The following is a 22,443-nucleotide window of genomic DNA, read 5'->3' as shown; positions in this document are numbered from 1 at the left end:
CCCGCGTTGTCACTGCGTCATGTCCGCTTTGCAGCAACAGCGGCGGGTGGCTCGATGACCATTATGGGGGCGCAGAGGTGCCTTCGCGAGAGTAGAGGCCTTGCTTAGAGACTGATCAGGCGCCTGCCTTGCGATAGAGCGCGGCGAGCTGCGTACGTGATGACGGTAGCTCTGGCACCACGACCAATGTGTTGATCTGACCACGCTTGAAGGCTCTGAGGAATGGCTGATAGTTCTGGAAGGCGACACAGCCATGCGAGCCGATCTGACCGCGCAGCAGGTTGGTATGGGTCAAGAGCCCGATCCGGTTCTCCGGGTTGCGCCCGTCGATCGACGTCATCCGAAGTGCCTCGACGCCGTAGAAACGCTCTTCGCGCATCGTCAGGCGATAGATGCCTGATGGCGTCGGGCCTCGCATGGTGACGTGATCGTAGCGTGGATTGTCGCGCATTTTGCCGATGCCGGAATGAGCGCGCAGCCTGGTTCCATCGGGCAGGTAGACGGTCGCGCTGGAAACGTCATAGATCGCGACCTTCGTGCCCTTTCCCAGCCAGGCGGTGTCGCTGGCCTTGCTGTTGAAGAGATCGCCGAGCAGCGAGCGCTCGGGTTTTGCATAGGCGAGGTCTTGCTTGGTGTCCTTGCCGTCGAGGTTTTTGCGCGCGACGGGCTTTTCGTCGTCTGGTTTTTGATCGGTAACGACCGTCTCGATCAAGGGCCTGGCTTCAGGCAGCGGAATCTGGTCGGGAAGAGCCAGGTCGTCTTCTGTTCCGGGGTCTTCTGTTTCGGGTTTCGTCAGCACAAGGCCGAAGGGCGGGAGGTCTCGGGTAGGAAGATTTTCAACCAGCGCCGTGACCAAGGATGGCTTGCCGCTGATCTTCTCGTCCTGTTCCACCGAACTTTTGGCACGCGCAAAGGCCGCCGCGAGCTTTGCGTTCTCGATTTTCTTTTTCTCTTCCGCAAAGGCGAGCTGGGCAGCAACGTCACGCTGGTGCGCCATCCGGATTGCCGCGACAGTCAGCTGCTGCCGCCGGACCTCATTTGCCGAGAGTTGCGTCAGGCGTGAAAATTTGGCGACTTTCAGCCTGCGCTCTGGGTGTCGCTCGACAGCGGCTGCCACCTTGAAATGGAGAGGTGTCGCGAAGCTCATCCTGGCTTCGGACAATGTGCGAGCCGCCTCGTGCATCGCACCGAGCATCGAAGCAAGGCCCCAAGCGCATCCGGCGGTAACGCTGCAGGTAAGCAAGGCGCCCAGAGCAATATTCAGGGTATGGCCGCGGCGGGATTTCGACGCGGAATGCGCAGGCTTGTTAGGAGACGCCATGAATACAGTTACCCGATACTCGTTACTCTAGATAGCGGTGACCGCATTGTCCGCAGGTCGCTACACTGCCGGCGAAGAGCGGAGCGATGGCTGCCGCAACTGCGCCGAACGGGCAAAGTATGAAGATATATGGTAAGCAAATCCTAAACGGTGTCCCGAATTCTGAAAGAGATCCGCGAGCGTGGTGGTCCACAAGGCCCGGCAGCGCGTGCCTCTCATGAGAATGCGGCGCTGGCGTGACGGCAATGGTCCCAGGAACTGGGGAAGATGTCCGCTTCGGGCCAAAAGCGGGCATATTCACCGTTGCAAATATCGATCCGATCGGTTTTCCATATCTCCCTCATAACCCACAAGCCATGATGCAGCCTCTTCATTTTCGATCCGACTATGCGCACACGAAAGAGGGCCTGGCGGAACTCAGCCGATTGATCCTCGACATATTCGCGGTCGATATTTCACCGCTCGATCGCTTGGGACACGACCTCAGTGTCGTCGCTTTCGGCTGGTGGCAAGACGGAAATCTTATCGCCAATGTCAGTCTCTACGAGCGGCGGCTCTGGCTGGCCGGGGAGGAGGTCGCGGCTTTCGGCGTTCAATCCGTTGCCGTTCGGCCGGAATGGCGTGGAAGGGGCCTGTTTCGGGATCTGATGCGCCGGGCGCTGGACCATGCCGATGCCAGGGTGAGCTTGGTTATCCTCGCCACCGGTACGCCGGGACTTTATCGGCCTTTCGGGTTCCGTCAGCTCCAGGAGGTGAAATCCAGTTCCACATGGGTGCGGCAGCGCGCGGAAGCCGGGTTTCGCGAACTGTTGCTCAATGTCGATGCCGATATTGCGCTGCTGCGCGACCTGTTCTCACGGAGGGTGCCCACATCGCTGCTGGCGTCGGCGTGCGATCATCCGGCTTTGTTCATGCTCAAGGCAAGCCTGACGCCGGGGATAAAGCTGCTGCATCTTCCGCAGCTGGATGCGGTTGTCGCCGTCAAGAGAAATTGGCGGACAATGATCCTGCTGGACGTTGTGGCGCCGTCGATCCCGCCCCTGGCCGCAATCATGACCGCGCTTGATTTCGACGGTGCGCGGGTCGATGTGCATCTCACGCCGGACCGCCTCTGTTGGACGCCGGATGAAACGCAGCCGGTCGACAATGGCTACATGGTTCGCGGTGCCTTTGCGCCCGAGGGGCAGGCATTCATGCTGTCGGATATGCGAATTTAGGGAAAGATTGCTTCGCCGATGTCGATCTCATCTCTGCCGACATGGCGCGAACAGGTGTTTTTCTTTACCCCGCAATCGACCTTAGAATCCCGGCCAATTCACCCGGCGCCGAGAGAAAGGGCGAATGGCTGGTCTCCATCTCGTGCAACCCGGTCGCATTGCCCATGGCTCCGTCCATTGYGGCAATCATGAAAGACTGTCCCTCGGGCGTCACCGCCCGATCGCCGCTGCATCTGATATAATGGCGGCCCACCCGGCCGAACCGTTCGCGTGTCACCGCTGATGGCTCCACCACCACGGAGGCCGGTTCATCGCAATGCAGCGTCCCGGTGAACGCGGCTATTTCGCCGTCGTCGACATCGCCATAGAAGGCGGATTTCAGCGTGGCGCGGTAGTTCTCATCTGTTGAGCCGGTATCGATGCGGATCGCTCCGACTGCCATCGGGTCGGCCATGAACAGGGCAGGGACCACGGCCTTGGCCATGGTCTCGTGCTGGATCATGGCAATCGCCGGCATGCCCGTGGGCAGCATGAAGGCGGAGAGATAGACCACGGCTTCGATCAGATCCGGCACGGCCTCGGCGACGGGAGAGACGGTCACGCCACCCATGGAATGGCCGACCAGCACCACTTTGCCATTGGCCGCCAGCGCGGCTTTCCTGACGGCGTCGATAACGGCATTGGTACGATCGGCCTGCGAGACTGCCGCATTGGGCGATGGTTCGGTGGCAAAGGCTGCGCCATTCAGCGGTCGCTGATAAAAGCTTTGCGGAAATTTGGCGTTTTGGCCCGCTCCGGGCAGGTCGACGGCAATGCAGGGATGACCGGCGTCTTCCAGAAGCCGGACGACCTTGTCCCATGATCTGCCGGAATGCCATGCGCCATGCACGAACACGAAAGCCGGTTTGGATGCGGGCATTTTTTCCTCCCTTGAAATGCAGGCACTATGCAGGCAAAACTAGCAATGTTCAGGGATGGGAGCCCTGGCTGGGAGCGAAAACTTATGACTGTAAGCGAAGGGCGGATGGAGGCCTGCATCGCCGAGGTTTCCACTGCGTCCGTCGATGACGGCGAGAAATTCGATTATTTCTGCGAGACCGCCTGCAAGGTCTTTACCGGCATCCGTCCTGAACAGTCGGAGGATCGGGTATTTCACGCCGATTTCCGCGCCTTTGCCATTGGCGACTCCATTCTGGCAACGATTTCCGCACCCGGCCATTGCGCCAATCGCCAGCAAGCCGAAATCCGCAGGCAGCCGGATGAGCATCTGTTTCTCAATGTCTGCGAATATTCGAGCTATCGCGCCGACTGCATGGGCTCGGATTGGCAATTGCCGCCCGGTATGCCGTTTCTGATCGACAATGCCCGGCCCTTCCGGCTGGATTTTGACCGGCGCAGCCCCATGACACTCTGGTCGCTGCGTTTTGATAAAAACGCCCTGCCACTGGATGGTTCCGTTTCGCGTTTGCAGCGCATGAACAACGCAATGGTGCGCTCCCATTCCGGCCGGCAGTTGGCCCAGCAGATGCGTCTGATGTGCGAGGCCACCAGGGCCGGCAAATTTGTTCTTGCCCAGCAGATGAGCGTCCCGGTTCTCGGACTTTTGTCGGCGCTGTGCGATGAAAACTCCGATAGTCCGGTGCAGTCGGGCCGCCCGGATCTGGACTGCATCAAAAATGTCGCCCGCAATCATCTTACCGACCCGGATTTCGACATCCACAAACTGGCCCGGATTTTCCACTGCACGGCGCGTACGATCCAGGCCCGCTTTGCCGAGAGCGATGAGAGTTTTTCGCGATGGATGCTGGCCGAGAGGCTGGACCTCGCGCGCTCGCGACTGAACGCGCCGAATTTTGGCCCGCGCAGCATCGAAACGATCGCTTTTTCCTGCGGCTTCCGCGATGCGAGCCATTTTCACCGGGCATTCAAGGCCAGGTTCTCGGTGCCGCCCGGTGATATCAGGCATTGAGTTGTGCTGCGAAATCCGATTGTTCGGAGGGTCAGGCATTCATGCTGTCCGACATGCGAATTTAGGGAATGATCGCTTCGCCGATGTCGAGCCCATCTCTGCCGACATCCGATGAATGGGGATGGGATTTCACCTGGCTGCGTCATTYCTGTTTGACCTGGCGCATCGACCGTCCGGATGGCGGCCGCTGGATCGAATGGGGCATCAACGTTCACCAGGGCCAGGAATGGGGTCTCTTCAACCAKCTGCTGATGCTGGCAACGTGCCTGTCCATCATCCTCATATGCGTGTCGGCCGCGGTGATGTGGTGGAAGCGCCGTCCCTCGGGGCGGATCAGCGTTCCGCCCATGCCGCCCAGGAGAAGCGTCTATTTCGCCCTTTGGGCGATTGCGGCGGCGTTCGGCCTGGCATTTCCGATGACGGGGATCGGCATTGCGATTATGATCCTCGTCGACCAGACGATCCTTCGCCTCGTGCCGCCGCTCAGGCGGGCGTTTTCCTGACGTCGAAACCCGACCCGGCGCGACCGCACGGCTCCCGCCGGGTCCACAGCTTCCCTACCTGACAAGGGCAACTTGCATGTCCAAGACAGCAAACATGTTCGCTTTCGCCATCGTCGCGAGCCTTGCCATTGCCGGCCAAGCCCTGGCGCAGGCCGATCTCAAATCCTCTGCGCCGGCCGACAAGGCTGTCGTCAAGGCGGCTCCCGCTGAACTCGATCTCTTCTTCTCCGAGGAACTGAACCTCGAGTTCACCGGCATCAAGGTCACCGGGCCGGACAACAAGGAGGTGAAGCTCGGCGGTGCCATGCTGATGAACGGCGACACGATGCTGATGATGTCGGTCTCCGACACGCTCGGCCCCGGCACCTATACGGTGCAGTGGCATGCGCTGTCGGCGGACGGACACAAGACCGAGGGCAAATACAGCTTCACCGTAAAGCCTTGATCACAAAACAAAGACCTGAAGCGCGTCACTTCAATCCATCATCGCCGGTGGCCGCAACGGTGCTGCCTGCCATCGGATCGGTCCGGCTCGCCAGGTTCTGAAGGTATGCGCAAAACATGTCGGCCATGGCCGCGGCATATGTCYCGATCTCATCGTCCGTGCGCGGCGTCGCGGAGAAATCCTGGCCGACGGTGCCGAGCGTGGTCATGATCAAGTCCCGTGCGACATCGCGAACCGGGTGGGAAATGCCGGGCAGCACGTCCTCAATGAAGTCTTGCATGACCGGATCGGTCGCGCTCTTGGCCGCTTCGGCCTCGGGCGCGTCGCGGTAGAGCGGGGCGGCATCGCTGAGTGCGATGCGCACGGCGGCTTCCTCGCATTCCGAACGCAGGAAGGCGTGCACCAATGATCGAAGTCTTTCAAAGGGCGGCATCGACCGGTCGCCCAGAATGCCGGCGAGCATGGCGGTCGTCTGCCGCCATTCGTCGCTTTGCAGCCGAAACAGGATCGACGCCTTGTTGGGAAAATATTGGTAGAGCGAACCGACGCTGACGCCCGCTCGCTCGGCGACCCGCGCGGTGGTGAAACGGTGTGCGCCTTCTTCCGCCAAAACGCGAACCGCTGCCTCCAGGATCGCCGCGACAAGGTCGTTCGAGCGCGCCTGCCGGGGCGATTTTCGCGTGGAAATTCTGGGGCTTGAACCCTTTGCCATGTTGCCGGACCGAGATGCGATTAGCGAATGCGACGAATTATTCGTATTTTGCCGCTCGACGCAATAGACATCCCAACACGGAGTTCAATCATGTCGACTTTGACAACCGCGCCGCTGGCGCCGCTTCTCGACCGGCTGTTTGCCGAGGCCGCTTCGGCGACCAGCCCGGTCATGGCCAGCGTATCGCGCGAGGAGCGGGTGCGCCTTCTGACCAGCAAGACCGAATATCTCGATCTCTATGGCCGGCTGAAGGACCTGTGGCTCCCCGTATCGCGCGAGACCGGCCATCTCCTCTACATGCTCGCCCGCAGCACGAAGGCGCAAAACGTGGTCGAGTTCGGCATGTCGTTCGGCATCTCGACATTGCATCTTGCCGCGGCGCTCAGGGACAATGGCGGCGGCCGGCTGATCACCACGGAGTTCGAGCCGTCCAAGGTGGCACGGGCAAAGCAGCATCTCGTCGATGGCGGCCTTGGCGATCTCGTCGAAATCCGCGAAGGCGATGCATTGACGACGCTCGCGGCCGACCTGCCTGAGGCAATCGACATGGTGCTGCTCGACGGCGCCAAGGCGCTTTACCCGGAGGTCCTTGCTTTGCTCGAACCCCGCCTTCGCCCCGGTGCCCTGGTGGTGGCTGACAATGCCGATGATAGCCCGGATTATCTCGCCTATGTCCGTGCACCGGCGAACGGCTATCTCTCGACGCCCTTCGCCGAGGATATCGAGCTTTCCATGCGGGCTGGCTGAAGCGCCGGTCACCAAGCCCCTCCCCACAAAGCCAGCCAGGCGCATTGCCCAGCCGGCTTGCCTTGTGTGGCGGTCAGCTCGCGGCCTTGTAGCCGGCAAGGTGGGCGTAGCTCGCGACGAACCGGCCGAACTTGTGTGCGCCGCAGGTCACGGGCTGATAGCGTATCGGGTTTGCTTCCGAGATGCACGACACCAGCGGCTTGATCACGGCATCGAAATCGGCATCGATGAAGAACGGGATCGAATAACGTTCGCGGCCGGACGTATTGACCACGCGATGCATGTTGGCCAGGTAGATATCATTGGTCAGCCGCTGGATCAGATCGCCGATATTGATGACGAAGGTGCCGGGAATCGGCGTGCCCTCGATCCAGTCGCCATCGCGGTTCATCACCTGCAGGCCGCCGACATCGTCCTGCGCCAGGATCGTCAGATTGCCGTAGTCCGTATGCGCGCCGATCCCGATAATGTCCTCACCGACATGACCGGTCTGCGACGGATAATGCAGCAGGCGCTGGATGCTGATCGGATCATGCATCAGCTTTTCGAAGTGATTTTCGGCAAGGTCGAGGCTGAGCGCAATCCCCTTCAGCAGCCCGGTCGAGAGCTCGACCATCTTCTGATGATAGCCATAGACCAGTTCCTGGAATTGCCGGAACCCGGCCGGCCACTGGTTCGGGCCGAAGAAGGGACCTGTCGCCGCTGCCTGCTCCGGACCGATATCGAAGCATTCCTTCAGGTCGCGGGTCTTGCCGGGATTGGTGTTTTCGCCAAAGGGCTCGATATAGCCGCGCAGCGCCACGCCGGAATGGCCGACATGCAGCTTCATCTTGTCTTCCATCGGCAGAGCAAAGAACCGCCGGGTCACGTCGAAGACGGAATCGACGAAATCCCTGTCGATCCCATGGTTCTTCACATACATGAAGCCGACATTGGAAAGCGCCCAGCGGATTTGATTGGCAACGGCCATCTTGTCGCTGCCATTGAGCAGCGGTGCGACGTCGATGACCGGAATCCGATCAAAACTTTCGCGCTTTGCACGCAGCTTGTCATCAAGTTTGGCGACGAGATCGATAGACATGTACCACCCTGTTTGTCTGGTTGAACCCATGACAAGGTGCGCCGGGATGACAAAATCGACAACGGCAATAAATTTTCGTTGAGTTTAGTTCAGATAATCTCTCTGGATCAGGCCTTCTCACCGAGACAATGCGTCGCGACCCAGTCGGCGAACAGCCGCGCCTTGGCCGACGCCCGCGAATGCACCTTCAGGCAGAAAGGCACCGGCGACGCAATGCTCTCGGGCACCAGCTGCACCAGGCGGCCCTCGCGCATCAGCTTGCCGGCGAGCCCATCCCATCCCAGCACGGCACCCATGCCATCCTGTGCGGCCTGCAGCGCGATCATGTAATTGTTGACCCGGAAACCATGGCCGCGCGGTGACGGATAGCCCAGGCTGCCAAACCAGCCCTCCCAGGTCGTCCAGTCGGTCTCCTCGCTGTCCAGGTGAATAAGCGGTGCATCGATCAGATCGCCAAGCGAGCCGATCGCCTGCCGTTCGGCAAATTCGGGCGAGCCGAGCGCCACGATCCTGTCCTTGAAAAGCGGCAGGATGGTCGCTTCCTCGGTGCTCTGATCGCTGCCGTAGTAAATGCTGAGGTCACAGCGGTGAATTGAGCTCGGAACATCGCTGACCGTCTGCGAGACGGTGATCTTGGGATGCGTCTTCCAGAAGGCAGAGATTTTGGGCGTCAGCCACAGCGAACTCACCGCCGTGGTCGCCCGGATCGTCACATCGACCGTCTCCGGCCGATCCCGGACTTTGGTGATGCCATCGCTGATGCCTTCGAAGCCGCGCTGGATGACGACGAGCAGATAGGCTCCCTTCTCCGTGAGTTCTACGCCTCGGCTGCGCCGGATGAACAGGCTGCAGCCAAGATCGGCCTCAAGCGCCTTGATCTGGTGGCTGATGGCGGCCGGGGTCACATTCATCTCCTCCGCGGCCCTGCGAAAGCTGAGCTTCCGCGCTGCCGCTTCGAAGCAAATCAGGGCGGTCATCGATGAAAAATCGTAAGGGCTGGCCAATCCTGCCTCCGCGGATGCGTCAGTCGTCAGAAGATCGAAAGCCGCTTCGGAAGGCAAGGGTTTATTTCATCTAATGCGCGTCACCTGCTCATGGGTTTGAGCGGCGCGCTTTGTCTGTTGTTTTACGCATGTGGTTATGCCGACGCCGGACGCCACTTTTGACGGCAGACTGTCGCTTGCGCACCCGTCACACCGACTGCGTCATGTAGAGCTTGCGGGTCTTCTCATGGATCGTCCACTCGCCCTTCCAGCCGATCGGGAGCACGAGCACTTCGCCGGGGGCGACATCCCGCGTCCGGCCGTCGGTGTCGTGCAGCGATACCCTGCCGGAAACGATGTGGCAGATTTCTGAATTGGTCTCGCGGTTTGCGGTGAAGCGGCCGGGCGTGCATTCCCAGACGCCGACCTCGACGCGGCCGTCCGGCGAGGTCCAGAGCGTCGCGGCGGCCTCCATCTGATCGCCTTCGATCGATGTGGGCTTGGGTTCGGCGGCTCCGAGGTCGATGTCGGCGAGATGGGCGAATGTGAGGAAAGGTATCATCAAAAGGTCCTTCAGATTGATGCGGTTAGTGTCCGGTGAGCCGGTCGGCGACGGCGGCGAGTTTTGACGTGTGGTCAAGGCCTGCCGCCTCGCGTTCGTCGGCGATGCGGAAGAGTTGGTACATGGAGTGGACGCCGAGCCATCGGAGCGGCTCCGGTTCCCATTTTTTGACCGCATGGTTGACCCATGGCAGCGTCGCAAGCGGCGTGTCGAGGCCGAGGATCAGGTCTCTGAGCGTCCTGCCGGAGAGGTTGGAGGTGGAGACGCCGAGGCCGACATAGCCGCCTGCCCAGCCGATCCCGGTCTGCCGATCGAGGCCGACCGTCGTGCACCAGTCGCGCGGCACGCCGAGCACGCCGCACCAGGCATGGTCGATCCTGAGGCTTTTGGTCTGCGGCAGCAGCCGGTAGAGGATGGCCTTGAGCTGCGCGATCGTCGCAGCCTGCGTCCGGCCACGGTCGTCGGTTTGGGAGCCGAAGCGATAGGGCACGCCGCGGCCGCCCATGGTGATCCGGCCCTCGCGCGTGCGCTGGGCGTAGCAATAGGCATGCGCCATGTCGCCGAGCAGCTCGTGGCCTTCCCAGCCGATCTCGCGCCAGAGGCTTTCCGGCAACGGCTCGGTGACGATCTGGGCGGAGTTCAGTGGCAGCCATGTGTGCTTATGACCCGGAAGGCCTGCGGTGAACCCTTCGGTGGCGCGGATGATGATCGGCGCGCTGACTGTGCCTTTGCTCGTCGTAACCTTGCCTTTTTCGATGCCGAGGACCTCCGTCTTTTCGTAGATCGGAACGCCCAGGCGCTCGACCACTGCCGCCAGTCCGCGCACCAGCTTGGCGGGCTGCACCCGGGCCATGCCGCGACTGACGAAACCGCCCTGGATATTGCGGATGGCGATGCGTTTTGCGGTTTCGTCGGCGTCGAGGAGTTCAACTTCCTCCGGCGGAATGTCCCAGGCGAGATCGTCGCGATAGGCGGATTGCAGTCGGTCGAGCTGTGCCTTGTTGGTGGCGACCAGCAGGTTGTCGACGCGCCTGATGTCGGCATCGATGCCTTCCGCTGCCGCGACGGCGCAGACTTCATCGACGGTTCCCGCCATGGCGCGCTCCATGCGGATCACGTCGGCGCGCGACGAGGTCCTGAGATATTTGGCCTTCGACCAGGAAAAGCCGCCGGACAGCCAGCCGCCATTGCGGCCCGAGGCACCGAAGCCGGCGAATTCCCTCTCGACGATGACCACGCGGAGCGAGGGATCGCTCTTTCGGAGATAGTACGCGGTCCAGAGCCCGGTATAGCCCGCGCCGACGATGCAGACATCTGCGGTCACATCACCCGGCAGCGCCGCCCGATAGCCCGGCAGGCCGCCGATATCGGCATACCAGAAGGACACATTGCCGTTCACCGTCGCGCCGTCGTCCATCATCCGCCCCTCGGTCGCAGTTGCCGCGAAAATCGCGCCTGCTTGATCGGACGCCGGACCCGTCTTCGTCAAGAGCGGTTAAGCCTGCTTGCAACATGAACAGCGATAGACGCGGACGGCACGTGCAGAAGATCACGGCTTGTCCGTGCGCGAAGCCTCGATATGGGTGCTGGAAAGCGCGTGAGCCAAGGCCGGCAGATCGTCGAGCGTGTTGAACGCAATGCCGGCATCGGATGTCAGTTCCAGGAAATAGGCACCTGTCGGGCGCGGGAAGTCGGCGACGAAGTGCTTGAGAGCCGCCTTGCTGCCGTCGGATGCCTTGTCGGCGGGCAGGCCGCCGATGAAAGCGGTTGCCGCCGCCTTATAGCCGTCGATCAGCGGCACCGGATCGGCGTCTGATGGCAGCATGCCGATCAAGGGGATCGCGGCAAACGAGGTGAAAAGACGGCCATTGTCCAGCGTCACCGTCAGCCTGTCGAGCTTGCCGGGGACCGTGTCGGGACCGCCGGTCAGCGCCGGATCGAAATCGAAATCCGAAACGTGGCCCGCCAGGCGGACACCGCCATTGCGGCCGACGGTGACGCTGAAGTCGGCCAGGTCGACCGTCCGCGCCTTTTGATCCCATCTGTAGTTCAGATGGATGGTCATCGGGTCGGATTGCATTTCGATGATGTAGCCCGTGAGGCGGCTGCCGACGTCGGGCGAGACCTTGAAGCCGGTGAGCGTCAGGTCCAACTGTGCCGGCGGTGTTTCGTGGGCGATCGCGTCGAACAGTCCGGGCGCGACGAGCGTGGCCTCATCGATGCGGTAGCGATTGCGGGGCGAGAATTTCGCGTAGAAATGCCTGAGCCGGCAGCCATCGGGAATGTCTTCCATCGTGGTTTTTTCATTGGCCTCGACGATGCCCAGGCTATTCACCCATGTCCGGCAGTCCTTGAACGACGCGTCTTTCTGATCGCTCGATAGCGCCAATGAGGGCATCAGGAGCAGAGAAGTGAGAACAGCGAAACGGCTGGCGAAATGCAACGAAGCCTCCTTCATGTCGGTGGCGCCTGAGGACGCCCGACAAGAGGGGCGACAATATGGCCGTCGGCTATCGGAATTCCAGGCTTCACCTCCAGCGCATCCTTTGGCAAATCAGGGGTTCCTCCGCGGCCGTGATCCAATAGGCCGGCGTTTCATCGGCAGCGTCCGGGCTGCATCCGTCGTGAGGCCGCAAGCGGCTCCCATTCGCCTGCTAATATAGCTAACCCTTTAGTTTTAACTGCATTTTAGTAACCCATGGAAATAATCAGACGACCGGTACCTGACCTCGATAGTGGAGAAATCGATTTGACCGCAAAAAACTCGGTAAAATCGGCAATCATACGGGATCAGCGATCCGACAGCGCCGATGTCGATCAGCTCAAGCGCGCCATCGAGCGCCTTCCCCTTGGGCAAGACAATAGCTCCGGCCGCCATGACTGGCTGGAAGGAATGATCGATCAGATTCCCGACTATATCTATGCAAAGGATCTCGAGGGGCGATTCCTCTTCGCCAACAAGGCCGTCGTTGTCGACAACAATCTGACGAGCCTGGCCGAGCTTCTCGGCAAGACCGAATTCGATCTGCACCCGTTCGAGGCGGCATCGGCGATCGAAGCCGTCGAACGAAAGGTTATCGACACAGGGGAGCCCGATCTTGGGATCGAGGAAGTGTCCTTGATCCGCAACGGTGACCGCTGGCTGATGATGTCACGCCTGCCGCTTCGCGATGCCAATGGCAACATTATCGGCGTGTTGGGCATGTCCAGGGATATATCGGCCCGCAAGCAGGCGGAACATCTCATTCAGGCTCAGGCGCGACTGCTGGAGCTTGTTGCGAAAGGCATGCCGCTCACCGAATTCCTGGCCGAGTTGACCTTGATGATCGAGGCACAGGTCCCGGGCATGTCGGGCTCCGTCATGCTGGTTGCCGAGGACCGGCGTCACCTGACGTTCGGCGCGGGGCCCTCGCTGCCCGCAGACTTTTGCCGGCTTTGCACCCGGGTGGAGATTGGACCCGATGTCGGGGGGCGTGGGACGTCAGCCTGGTTCGACAGACCCGTCATCGTCGCAGATATGCACTCGGATCCGGCATGGGGAAATTGCAATTCGGACAGCGCTGCATTCGGTTTCAAGTCGTGCTGGGTGACGCCCATCCATTCATCGCAAGGCGATGTGCTTGGCACATTCGCGCTTTACGCCACGGAGAGGCGTGCTCCCACCGAGCAGCACGAGAAACTGATCGCCATTGCGGCACACCTTGCCGGCATTGCCATCGAACGCCGCCGCACGGAAGACCGCATCAACTTTCTCGCGCTGCATGACACGCTGACGGAATTACCCAACAGACTGCTCATGGATACGGAGCTCGAGAACAGCCTTGCCAGGGCGCGCAATGCCGGGCAGCGCATCGCTGTCGCTTTCATCGATGTCGACAATTTCAAGCTCGTCAATGACAGCCTGGGGCATGCCGCCGGCGACGAACTGCTCAAGGTCGTGGCGTCGCGTCTGCAGACCGTTCTCGGCAAGGACGGAACGGTCGGTCGCGTCGGCGGCGATGAGTTCGTCGTCATTCTGAATGTGCTTCAAGAAGAAAAAGACAGGCTGACGGAGAGGTTCGAAGGCCTTCGCCGCGTGATCGCCCAGCCCATCGCCCTCGGCGGCAAGCAACTGGGTGTTACCYGCAGCATGGGCGTCTCATGCTATCCCGAGCACGGCGAAACCCGGTCCGAACTTCTCGCCAATGCCGACACCGCCATGTATCGCGCCAAGGAGGCCGGGCGCGACAATCTACAGCACTTCTCGTTCGAAATGGCCGAAAGCGTCCGCCAGAAACYCGCACTGACCGAAGAGCTGTACAAGGCTTTGCGGGAAGATGAATTCGTCCTGCATTTCCAGCCGCAGCACAATCTCGGCAGCGGTGAGATCTTCGGCGCCGAAGCGTTGCTGCGATGGAACCATCCGGTCCGCGGCTTGATACCGCCGTCGACCTTCATACCGCTGGCGGAAGAGACCGGGCTGATCGTTCCGCTCGGCGCCTGGGTGTTGCGCGAGGCCTGCCGGAAGGCCAGGTCGTGGCAGGACGAGGGCCTGCCTGCCCTGGTCGTGAGCGTCAATGTCTCGGCGCGGCAGTTCCAGGAAAAGGACCTGGCCTCGGACGTCGCCCATGTGCTCGAAGATGCGGGCCTCGATGCGCGCTATCTCGAACTGGAAGTGACAGAGAGCCTGATCATGCAGGACCTGCCGCTCGCCATTGCCAAGATGCGCGAAATCTCCGACCTCGGCGTGGCGCTGTCGATCGATGATTTCGGCACCGGCTATTCGAGCCTGAGCGTTTTGAAGAGCTTTCCGGTCTCGCGGCTGAAAATCGACCGTTCCTTCCTCACCGACGTGCCCGGCGATGCCAGCAACATGACGCTGTCGATGGCGATGATTTCTCTGGCCGAAAAGCTCGGCCTGGACGTCATCGCCGAAGGCGTGGAAACCAGCGAACAGGCGGCGTTTCTAATGGAGTGCGGCTGCCAGAATATCCAGGGCTACCTCGTCGGCARGCCGATGCCGGCGGCGCAATTCAGCGATTTCATGCGGCGCGCCCAGCCGGTCTTCGGTAGCGACCAAAAATAGGGCCTGTCCTCATAGCCTTTGGAAAACCGTGGCGGACCCCCGCGACAAGGCAGCGTTGCGCCGATTGCAGTGGTGCAGCCGCGGTAGAACCGACTATTTTCCAAAATCGCAAAACCGGCTACGAAACGCTTAGAGCGCTTTGCGTTCTGATAGAATCAGAACCGCGCTCAAAGCCTTTGTTTGAGCATGTCGTTGTCCTGAAACCGGTGCCCACTTTCAGGCGACATGCTCTCGTCTTTTGTTTGTCACAGGTTCTCGTTGGAAAACCGTGGGACACTTTTCCGCAACCTGCCTCGCGAGGCTCTTACGGAGCACTGACATGCTTGATTTCGATCCACTGTACTCGACCTCGCGGATTGAGGCGGTYGAACGGTTCATCAACAAGCATTATGCGCTCGCAGGGCCGGTCTCCTGCCGAATGCTTCAACGCGGCTTCAACGATGTCTATCTCGCGACGGGAAAAGACGGCGAGCGCTATGTGTTTCGGCTTTCCCATCACCGTGCTCGCGGTCCTGCCGACGTCAAAATCGAAACGGCATTCCTGTTGCATCTTTCGCAATCGGGAGTTCCGGTCGCCGCACCCATCCCAACACGCGATGGTGCCTTCTTCCTTCACGGTCATGCGCCGGAGGGTTCCCGTTCGGCGGTGCTGTTCCATTCGATCGATGGCCGCGAGCCGGATGCGACGGACGCCGGCGATGCCCAGGCCAACGGCAAAACGCTTGCACTCCTGCACAGGGCAGCCGAGACATTTTCTTCCGACGGCGCATTTTATCGGCTTGACCTCGAACATCTGCTGCACCGGCCCCTCGCGCGCATTCGCGACAGCGGACTGGTGGAAGACGGGACAGTCTTCGGCGATCTTGAGAGCATCGCTCTACGAACCGGAAAAGCAATCGAAGCATTTGGCGACCTGACCTGGACGCATTGTCATGGAGATTGTCACGGCTTCAATGCGCGTATCAACGACGCCGGTGAAGCTGTCTTTTTCGACTTCGACGACGGAGGTCCGGGATATCTGGCCTATGACCTGTCGGTATTCCTGTGGGCGCAAATATCCTTCGGCCGGAAATCGACCCCCATGTGGGACGCCTTTGTCGATGGATATCGGGCCGTCCGGCCAATCACTGCAGAAGATTTCGAAGCTGCCCACCGGTTTGTGATCGTCCGCCACTTTTGGCTGATGGGCGAATATGCGGGCCGAATGCAGGAGTGGGGAAGCAACGCCGTCGATTGGATCGCGCGGGAGGCGAATTTTCTCAGGAAATGGGAGGACTGGCAGTTTTCCGATCGTCTATTCTGAAATCATCCCACGGGAACCGCTCTTCGACTATCGTCATCAAAGCGACGCTGCGAAAAATCTGGAGACGGCGATTGTTTGAGCATCGCACTTTTGCGAACCATGAGGCCTGACTATACCTCTGGATTGCGACCGGTCGACGGTGCTTGATTCTCAATGACTGGATAAGACTTGATGCCTGGCGAAGCGGCTGATTTTGACATAGCCAAAAAGGGCGCCAACGGGGCCCTCAATCCCTACGCGCCCGGGCTGCACGTGCTGCTCGATCTCTTCGATGCGCGGGGCCTTACGGACCCGGCGCTGGTCGAAGCGGCTCTCCTGGCGGCTGCCAGGTCGTGCGGCGCATCCGTGATCGATATACGACTTCATCAGTTCGGCGAGGCGGCTGGCATCACCGGCGTCGCCTTGCTGGCCGAGTCCCATATCAGCATCCACACATGGCCCGAGACCGGCTTTGCGGCGATCGATGTCTTCATGTGCGGAGCCTGCGACGCACGCCTTGCGGTCGAGCCGTTGAAAGCCCATTTTTCGCCGGTCCGCATCGCGGTAAAGACGATCGCCCGAGGCTGACCGCGCAGCAAGGCTGTTGCAATCTCTTCTTGTGATGCGGGAAAAATCACCTTAGAGCTCTTCCGTCACCCCCCGAAACCACGAGCAGAGAATGGATTTCAAAGCCATCGGCCTGGATGATGTGATCAAGGCGCTGGCCTTCATCATCCTGTATTTGTTCCTCTTCCTGCTGGCCAAGTGGTTCAAGAGCCTGTCGATTTCCTACAAGCTCAACGATGAACTGGCCGAGCGCGACAATCCGGCCATCGGGCTTGCCATGGCCGGTTATTATCTTGCCACGGCGGCGATCTTCGTCGGCGCCCTGATCGGCCCATCGCAGGGGCTGATGCATGATCTGATGGTTGTCGGCGGTTATTCCCTGCTTGGCCTGGTTTTTCTCAATCTGGCGCGCTGGTTCAACGATATCGCCATTCTCCGCCGGTTCAGCGACACCGAACAATTGGTACGGGAGAGGAATGTCGGCGTCGGCGCGGTGCATTTCGGCGCCTATCTCGCCACCGGCCTTGTCGCCGCCGGGGCGATTTCCGGCGAGGGCGGCGGCGTGCTCTCCGCGGTCGTCTTCTTCGTGCTCGGCCAACTGTCGCTGCTCTTCTTCAGCCTGATCTACGAGAGGTTTTCCAGCTACGACATACATGCCGAACTGATGCAGCAAAACCTCGCCGCCGGCATTGCCTTCGGCGGCAATCTGGTCGCCCTGTCGATCCTGATCACCAATGCCGCGGCCGGCAATTTCACCGACTGGAAGAAGGATCTGACGCAGTTCTTCGTCGCCGACCTCATTGCCTTCGTCGCCCTGCCGCTGATCCGGCTCGCGATAGACAGGATGATCATCCCGGGCAAATCGCTCGGCCGCGAGATCCGCGAGGACCGTAATGTCGGCGCCGGCATTCTCGAAGCCACGACAGCCATCGCCTTCGCTGTCGTGCTGGCCTTCCTGATCTGAAGCCGATGACGATGAGCAAACCAAGCTTCGGCCGAAAAGCACAGAATGCGGATCCGCCGCAGCCCGATCCGCAGCCGCCCGGTCCTCCCTCGCGCGAAAGCGTGGACTATACCAAGGTGGCCTATGTGTTCATCGCCTTCGGGTTGCTCAGCCTGCTGACCGCTTTCGTGCTGAGCTTCGATGCGGAATCCGTCTTCCACAGCAATGTCACACGCCAGGAGGCTCCTTCCCGGCCGGGCGACATCGTGGCCGGCAAGTCGGACACGCCGGCCAGCGACGACGATGCCGTCGAGCCCGGCGAACAATATCCGATGCTGAGCTATGCCATTGTCGGCCCGATCGAGGTCACCAGCGACGGCCAGGTTCTGCAGGTCGGCATCGATGCCAGCCTGCCGGTCAACAGCTGGAATTTCGTCGAGGGCGAGGTTCTGGACGCCAACAAAGGCTATCTGTTTTCCTTCGGCAAGGAACTCTGGCACGAGGACGGTACCGACGAGGACGGCTACTGGAACGAAGCCGACAGAAGCTACCAGATGAAGATCACAATTCCGGTGAAGGGCATTTATTACCTCAACATCAAGACGGAAGGCGACAAGACGCCCGACGAGATCTATGTCACCATCGACCGCGCGGTCGGAAGCAGCATACCACATATGATCTTCGGCATCCTGACGCTGGCGATCGGGCTGATCGCCAACGAGATCCTCAACCGCACGCTGACGAGCGTCGTCAGGAGGTTCCTGTGAACCGGGCGACACGCAATGCCGTGCAGATCACCGCCGTCATTCTCGGCGTGATCTATCTGCTGCTGTTCATGCCCGCCGCCAATGGCTACGGCTATTCCGGCTATCACGGCTTCAACACCCGCGCCTCGCGCTGGTATTGGAACGGCGTCGAGGAATATCACGAGCGCAGCAGCCGCGCCGAGAGCATCAATGGCCCCAACCTCCTCGGCGGCGGCCCGGAAAGTGGCAAGTGAGCAGTCCGATCGAAACCGAAACCGACGACACAATGTCATCCGGCACGAGCCGGCGGGCGCTCACCCTGATCTTTTCGGCCTTCGTCTCGGGTCTGTGCTCGATCATCTACGAACTGCTGATCGCCACGACCGCCGCCTATTTTCYCGGCGACAGCGTCATGTATTTTTCGCTGACCATCGGCATCTACATGGCGTCGATGGGCGCGGGCACGTTCCTGTCGAAATATGTCGACCGCGACCTGCTGGCCCGTTTCGTTCGCATCGAACTGGCGCTGGCGGCACTTGGCGGCCTCAGCATCCCGGCGCTCTATTTCGCCTATGCCTGGACCGGATACTTCCTGCATGTCTATCTGTTTTTCACCATCGCCATCGGCGTGCTGATCGGGCTGGAAATCCCGTTCCTCACACGCCTGATGGAGCGCTACAATCCGCTCAAGGTGAATATCGCCAACATCCTGTCCTTCGATTATTTCGGCGCGCTGGTGGCGACCCTTGCCTTTCCGTTCCTGCTGCTGCCGGTGTTCGGCGTCTACCAGTCGTCACTGCTGTTCGGCTTCGCCAACATGTCGATCGGCTTTGCCGTGCTGCACACCTTTCGCGACGAGATCGGCAGTCCGGCGCGTCGGCTGACACGGATCACCATTCTGCTCACCGTCATGCTGGCGGCGATGATCGCGCTGTCGCATTATTTCCTCGAACATTGGGACCAGAGCCTCTACGAGGACCGCATCGTCTACAGCACGCAGACGCGCTATCAGCGGATCGTGGTGACGCGGGATCGCGAAGACGTGCGGCTCTATCTCGACGGCAATCTGCAATTCTCGTCGGTCGACGAATATCGCTATCATGAATCGCTCATCCATATTCCGATCTCACTCGACCCGACGCCGCCGAAGCGTGTGCTGCTGCTCGGCGCCGGCGATGGGCTCGCCGTGCGGGAATTGCTGAAATACAAGGATATCGGTGAGATCACGCTGGTCGATCTCGATCCCAAAATGATCGAACTCGCCAGGACCAATCCCTATTTCACTGCGCTCAATCGCAACAGCCTGGCATCACCGAAAGTAAAGGTGATCCTGGACGACGCCTTCGTCTTCCTGCAGTCCAGCCAGGTACGCTTCGACCTGATCGTCGCCGATCTGCCGGATCCCAACAACAATGCGCTGACGCGGCTCTATAGCGAGCAGTTCTACCACCTGGCGCATGATCGTCTGTCGCCCGGTGGATTGTTCGTCACCCAGGCGACGAGCCCGTTTTTCGCGCCCCGGGCCTTCTGGAGCATCGCCAAGACGGTCGAGAAAGCCGGCTTCGGCAACATCTACCCCTACCATACCAACGTGCCGTCATTCGGCGAATGGGGCTTCGTGCTGGCCAGCGATGCGAAGCTCAACATGGCCCGGCCGCGGTTGACGGTCGAAACGCGCTATCTGACCGAAGCCAACATAATCAAACATTTCGAATTCGACAAAGACACGATAGCGGGGGATGTCGAGGTCAATACCCTCGACCGGCCGGTGCTGCTCGATTACTATCTCAAGGGGTGGCAATATTACAGATGAACCCGGTCGCCTAGCCGGTCCATGTTCAGGGATCGAGAAAGCGCATCATATAGACGGACGACTTGAACTCTCCCCAGGGGTCGACGAAGTGCATGGGCACCACGCCGATTTCCTGCCAGCCGAGGCGGCGGTACAGGCGCTCGCCCGCGCCGCCCTGCACGGTGTCGAGGAGCAGCAGCGTGCGCCCGTGCTTCCGCGCCTCGCTCTCGACGGTTTTCATCAGTGCCTCGCCGATGCCGTGGTTCCTGAAGTCCCGGTGGACGAGCAGCTTGTAGACCTCGCCCCGGTGTGGCGCATTCGGCTCGGGCGACAGATAGAGCTGGACCGTCCCGGCGATCTGACAGTCGACGATCGCGCAGATCAGAAGGCGCTCGCCCGAGCCGGCCGATGCAATGACATCGTTCCAATAGGTTTCGACTGATCCCCGGTCGATGGGAAGGACATGGCCAATCAAAGCGCCGCCTTCGACACTGTCGACGAGGATGTCGGCGAAGCGCGGCAGATGTGATGCAGCCCTGTTGGCGTCGAGGATATCGATGTCGATTGAGCGCATGCTTTGTCGCCTCTGCTGCTGCGGCCGGATTGATCGCACGAATGCGCCGCGAAATGAAGCCTTCCGCGCGTATCGGCAACGACCGCCCGGGGCCAAAAGCAGTCCAGGCCTTCAGGCTCCTTTGCGTCAAAGCCGACGCAACAACGATGGCGCCGCGCCGCCGAGGAAACGGCTCGCCCATCGTCGCCGCCTCTTGAAACGGAGCCCGGAGCGACCTAGCTCGGGTCCATGCCAATCAGAGGAAGTCTCAGGATGAGTTCGAATTTCAGACGATGGTTTACATATGCAGTGCTGGCGCTGGTGGGTGTTTCCATCATCGCGTCCGACCTGCTCCTGGTTGCCGAGTGACGTCCAGACGTGGCCAACTGGGGGGGCGCTCACGCCGGACGCCGGCATCGGTGAGTGACACCGCCGGACACGACCCCACAGCAATTTTGCCGCCAGCTTCGAATAGGACGCGCGCCGTCGCTGCTCGAAAATTCAGGCCTCGCGCTTATCGACGTCGCAATTCCCACCGGTTACCTCTTGAGCGATGCGATAGCGATCATCACGGTGACGGATACCATCATGCCAGCGCCGAGCGTAAGTGCGACCGGCAGCGACGCCAAGGTCAGCATTGCGCTTGCGATGATAACGCCTGTCGCTTCTGCGGATCGTTGCAGCGCGAATATGTCCGGGTGCTTGTGAGCGGGCACCAATGTCTCCAGAACAAGCCCGCAATAGGTTGCCAGGGGAGCCAGCATCAATCCGACCAGAACTGTCCCGACAATGGCCGTCGCGATCGATAGCTGCAGTGCGATAAGAGCCGAACCAAGCGTCATGATCGCGAGTTGCACCAGCGCAGTGCTCCGCTTCGCCATGCGATTTTTGACGCTGACCCAAATTCCCCCAGTGACCGAGGCAAGGCACAGGGGCACCGTGAAAAGAACGGCGAAGCCTGGTTGGTATCCGAATTTCAGTGCCAATGCCACGGCACCGATTTCGATAGCGGCAACGGCCGCGGCACCTGCCACGTCGCACAGAAGCCACATTGCGATCGCGGGGCTGATGACCGATCCTTCGATATGGCGCATGTCCTCAACCGCAGCTGAGCGGGTGTTCGGAACCAACAGCGCCGGCAAGGCACTGAGAAGTGTGAGAGCGACAACGGCAAAGACCGGGAAACAGTGCCGAGGCCGGACGCCATGACCGGTGCCACGACATAGGTCATCTCGTTCAGCGTGGCCGCAATACCGAGTGCCCTGGGCAGCTGGGAGGCAGGACTTATATGATTCAGGAGCGACCGCAGGTAGCCATATGCGCCCGCATTGACCAGCCCTGCGATCGCCGCGAGAGGAATCAACCAAATGAAGCGTGCCTCGCAATATGCAGAGAGCGCAATGGAGGCGAGAGCCAGGGTGCGAACGGCCACCAGCAGCCTCAAATAGGTTGCCGCAGCCAGTTTCTTGCCGAGCCGCGTCAACGGGACAGCACCAACCACTTGCGCCAGTGTCATTGCAAGAATGATCGCCGCGCCGCCACTGGTATCTCCGGTCAGGCTCAAAGCAACGAGCGAGAACGCCACCGGTCCAGCAGCCTGCGGCACATTCATGGTGGCCAATGAAAGCAGCCACCTGCCCAGCAACCACCGACCCGAGGCGTGATCGCGGTCGAGAGTGTCCGTCGATTTGTAAGCCATGAACCGGCCCTCTTGGGGCCGGGCCGTTGTGCGCCCAGCATGGGCGCATTCTTGTGGGTGGAAGTCCCACCGTAAGCTGGTCATGGCGAGCGAAGAGAAGCGCAACTGCGGAAGGGCGACTGACCGTGGGGAGGAAGCGTGGATCGAACCTGCGGGCCGATGGACAAGAACCGGATATGAGGCGATGCCGATCAGGGCGAGCGGGCAACGAACCGCGAAGCTCTTGTGACCAAGGGTCCTCTTGTGACCAAGGGTC

At 60.7% G+C, this 22,443-nt stretch carries 22 protein-coding genes and 1 pseudogene; 12 read left to right on the top strand and 11 right to left on the bottom strand.

Features of this window, described 5'->3' with window-relative positions; translation table 11 throughout:
* Positions 1-115: 115 nt before the first annotated feature.
* On the bottom strand, positions 116-1,147 hold the full coding sequence (locus AC1D06_RS33230; protein WP_477990115.1) for a DUF2778 domain-containing protein: 1,032 nt from the start codon (positions 1,145-1,147) through the stop codon (positions 116-118).
* Between the two features lie 533 nt (positions 1,148-1,680).
* On the opposite strand from AC1D06_RS33230, the gene AC1D06_RS33225 reads away from it, so the two are divergent.
* Positions 1,681-2,538 carry a GNAT family N-acetyltransferase gene (locus AC1D06_RS33225; protein ID WP_477990114.1) on the top strand — a complete coding sequence of 286 codons (858 nt, stop codon included), beginning with the start codon at positions 1,681-1,683 and terminating at the stop codon, positions 2,536-2,538.
* Between the two features lie 64 nt (positions 2,539-2,602).
* Here AC1D06_RS33225 and AC1D06_RS33220 read toward each other — a convergent pair whose 3' ends face one another.
* Entirely contained in the window at positions 2,603-3,457 is an 855-nt protein-coding gene (locus AC1D06_RS33220) for an alpha/beta fold hydrolase (protein WP_477990113.1), read from the bottom strand.
* A 27-nt stretch (positions 3,458-3,484) separates the two neighbouring features.
* On the opposite strand from AC1D06_RS33220, the gene AC1D06_RS33215 reads away from it, so the two are divergent.
* The 3 genes and pseudogenes from AC1D06_RS33215 (at position 3,485) to copC (ending at position 5,455) form a co-directional block, all read left to right on the top strand.
* Positions 3,485-4,507: a helix-turn-helix domain-containing protein gene (locus AC1D06_RS33215; protein WP_477990112.1), complete on the top strand. Its 1,023-nt coding sequence runs from the start codon at positions 3,485-3,487 to the stop codon at positions 4,505-4,507.
* A 173-nt stretch (positions 4,508-4,680) separates the two neighbouring features.
* Positions 4,681-5,010: pseudogene (locus tag AC1D06_RS33210) on the top strand (PepSY domain-containing protein); the annotation flags it as partial.
* Between the two features lie 76 nt (positions 5,011-5,086).
* Positions 5,087-5,455 carry a copper homeostasis periplasmic binding protein CopC gene (copC, locus tag AC1D06_RS33205; RefSeq protein ID WP_477990111.1) on the top strand — a complete coding sequence of 123 codons (369 nt, stop codon included), beginning with the start codon at positions 5,087-5,089 and terminating at the stop codon, positions 5,453-5,455.
* Between the two features lie 25 nt (positions 5,456-5,480).
* On the opposite strand, the gene AC1D06_RS33200 is transcribed toward copC, so the two are convergent.
* Entirely contained in the window at positions 5,481-6,167 is a 687-nt protein-coding gene (locus AC1D06_RS33200; protein WP_477990110.1) for a TetR/AcrR family transcriptional regulator, read from the bottom strand.
* A 90-nt stretch (positions 6,168-6,257) separates the two neighbouring features.
* Here AC1D06_RS33200 and AC1D06_RS33195 point away from each other — a divergent pair, with 90 nt between their 5' ends.
* The gene (locus AC1D06_RS33195; RefSeq protein ID WP_477990109.1) at positions 6,258-6,914 is read left to right on the top strand and encodes an O-methyltransferase; all 657 of its coding nucleotides are present in this window, start codon (positions 6,258-6,260) and stop codon (positions 6,912-6,914) included.
* A gap of 73 nt (positions 6,915-6,987) precedes the next feature.
* On the opposite strand, the gene AC1D06_RS33190 is transcribed toward AC1D06_RS33195, so the two are convergent.
* The 5 genes from AC1D06_RS33190 to AC1D06_RS33170 all read right to left on the bottom strand — a co-directional run bounded on the left by AC1D06_RS33190 (position 6,988) and on the right by AC1D06_RS33170 (position 11,998).
* Positions 6,988-7,995 carry an isopenicillin N synthase family dioxygenase gene (locus tag AC1D06_RS33190; protein ID WP_477990108.1) on the bottom strand — a complete coding sequence of 336 codons (1,008 nt, stop codon included), beginning with the start codon at positions 7,993-7,995 and terminating at the stop codon, positions 6,988-6,990.
* 107 nt (positions 7,996-8,102) lie between these two features.
* Positions 8,103-8,972 carry a LysR substrate-binding domain-containing protein gene (locus AC1D06_RS33185; RefSeq protein ID WP_477990107.1) on the bottom strand — a complete coding sequence of 290 codons (870 nt, stop codon included), beginning with the start codon at positions 8,970-8,972 and terminating at the stop codon, positions 8,103-8,105.
* A 214-nt stretch (positions 8,973-9,186) separates the two neighbouring features.
* Positions 9,187-9,540 carry a cupin domain-containing protein gene (locus AC1D06_RS33180; RefSeq protein WP_477878107.1) on the bottom strand — a complete coding sequence of 118 codons (354 nt, stop codon included), beginning with the start codon at positions 9,538-9,540 and terminating at the stop codon, positions 9,187-9,189.
* A gap of 25 nt (positions 9,541-9,565) precedes the next feature.
* Positions 9,566-10,957, bottom strand: a complete 1,392-nt coding sequence (locus AC1D06_RS33175; protein ID WP_477990106.1) for an NAD(P)/FAD-dependent oxidoreductase — start codon at positions 10,955-10,957, stop codon at positions 9,566-9,568.
* A 132-nt stretch (positions 10,958-11,089) separates the two neighbouring features.
* Positions 11,090-11,998, bottom strand: coding sequence for a hypothetical protein (locus AC1D06_RS33170; protein WP_477990105.1), 909 nt, complete (start codon positions 11,996-11,998; stop codon positions 11,090-11,092).
* Positions 11,999-12,238: 240 nt separating this feature from the next.
* Here AC1D06_RS33170 and AC1D06_RS33165 point away from each other — a divergent pair, with 240 nt between their 5' ends.
* From AC1D06_RS33165 to AC1D06_RS33135, 7 genes are all read left to right on the top strand, one after another.
* Positions 12,239-14,605, top strand: coding sequence for a sensor domain-containing protein (locus tag AC1D06_RS33165; RefSeq protein ID WP_477990104.1), 2,367 nt, complete (start codon positions 12,239-12,241; stop codon positions 14,603-14,605).
* Between the two features lie 319 nt (positions 14,606-14,924).
* Positions 14,925-15,908: a phosphotransferase enzyme family protein gene (locus tag AC1D06_RS33160; protein WP_477990103.1), complete on the top strand. Its 984-nt coding sequence runs from the start codon at positions 14,925-14,927 to the stop codon at positions 15,906-15,908.
* A gap of 171 nt (positions 15,909-16,079) precedes the next feature.
* Entirely contained in the window at positions 16,080-16,475 is a 396-nt protein-coding gene (gene speD, locus AC1D06_RS33155) for an adenosylmethionine decarboxylase (protein WP_477990102.1), read from the top strand.
* A gap of 91 nt (positions 16,476-16,566) precedes the next feature.
* Positions 16,567-17,418 (top strand): DUF350 domain-containing protein, encoded by an 852-nt coding sequence (locus AC1D06_RS33150; protein ID WP_477878102.1) that lies wholly within the window; start codon positions 16,567-16,569, stop codon positions 17,416-17,418.
* Between the two features lie 11 nt (positions 17,419-17,429).
* Entirely contained in the window at positions 17,430-18,164 is a 735-nt protein-coding gene (locus AC1D06_RS33145) for a hypothetical protein (RefSeq protein ID WP_477878101.1), read from the top strand.
* Positions 18,161-18,397, top strand: coding sequence for a hypothetical protein (locus tag AC1D06_RS33140; RefSeq protein ID WP_477990101.1), 237 nt, complete (start codon positions 18,161-18,163; stop codon positions 18,395-18,397). The genes AC1D06_RS33145 and AC1D06_RS33140 overlap by 4 nt, the downstream gene beginning before the upstream one ends.
* Complete coding sequence (locus AC1D06_RS33135; protein ID WP_477990100.1) at positions 18,394-19,956, top strand: polyamine aminopropyltransferase; 1,563 nt, start codon at positions 18,394-18,396, stop codon at positions 19,954-19,956. Before AC1D06_RS33140 ends, AC1D06_RS33135 begins: the two co-directional genes overlap by 4 nt.
* Positions 19,957-19,981: 25 nt before the next feature.
* Here the strand turns inward: AC1D06_RS33135 and AC1D06_RS33130 are convergent, their stop codons facing one another.
* The 3 genes from AC1D06_RS33130 to AC1D06_RS33120 all read right to left on the bottom strand — a co-directional run bounded on the left by AC1D06_RS33130 (position 19,982) and on the right by AC1D06_RS33120 (position 22,187).
* Positions 19,982-20,509: a GNAT family N-acetyltransferase gene (locus AC1D06_RS33130; protein ID WP_477990099.1), complete on the bottom strand. Its 528-nt coding sequence runs from the start codon at positions 20,507-20,509 to the stop codon at positions 19,982-19,984.
* A 518-nt stretch (positions 20,510-21,027) separates the two neighbouring features.
* Complete coding sequence (locus AC1D06_RS33125; protein WP_477990098.1) at positions 21,028-21,474, bottom strand: hypothetical protein; 447 nt, start codon at positions 21,472-21,474, stop codon at positions 21,028-21,030.
* Positions 21,465-22,187 carry an MFS transporter gene (locus AC1D06_RS33120; protein ID WP_477990097.1) on the bottom strand — a complete coding sequence of 241 codons (723 nt, stop codon included), beginning with the start codon at positions 22,185-22,187 and terminating at the stop codon, positions 21,465-21,467. The genes AC1D06_RS33125 and AC1D06_RS33120 overlap by 10 nt, the downstream gene beginning before the upstream one ends.
* Between the last annotated feature and the right edge of the window lie 256 nt (positions 22,188-22,443).

The organism is Rhizobium sp. P2_G2 (genome assembly GCF_056403555.1).
This window is presented reverse-complemented; position numbering and strand designations above follow the sequence as displayed.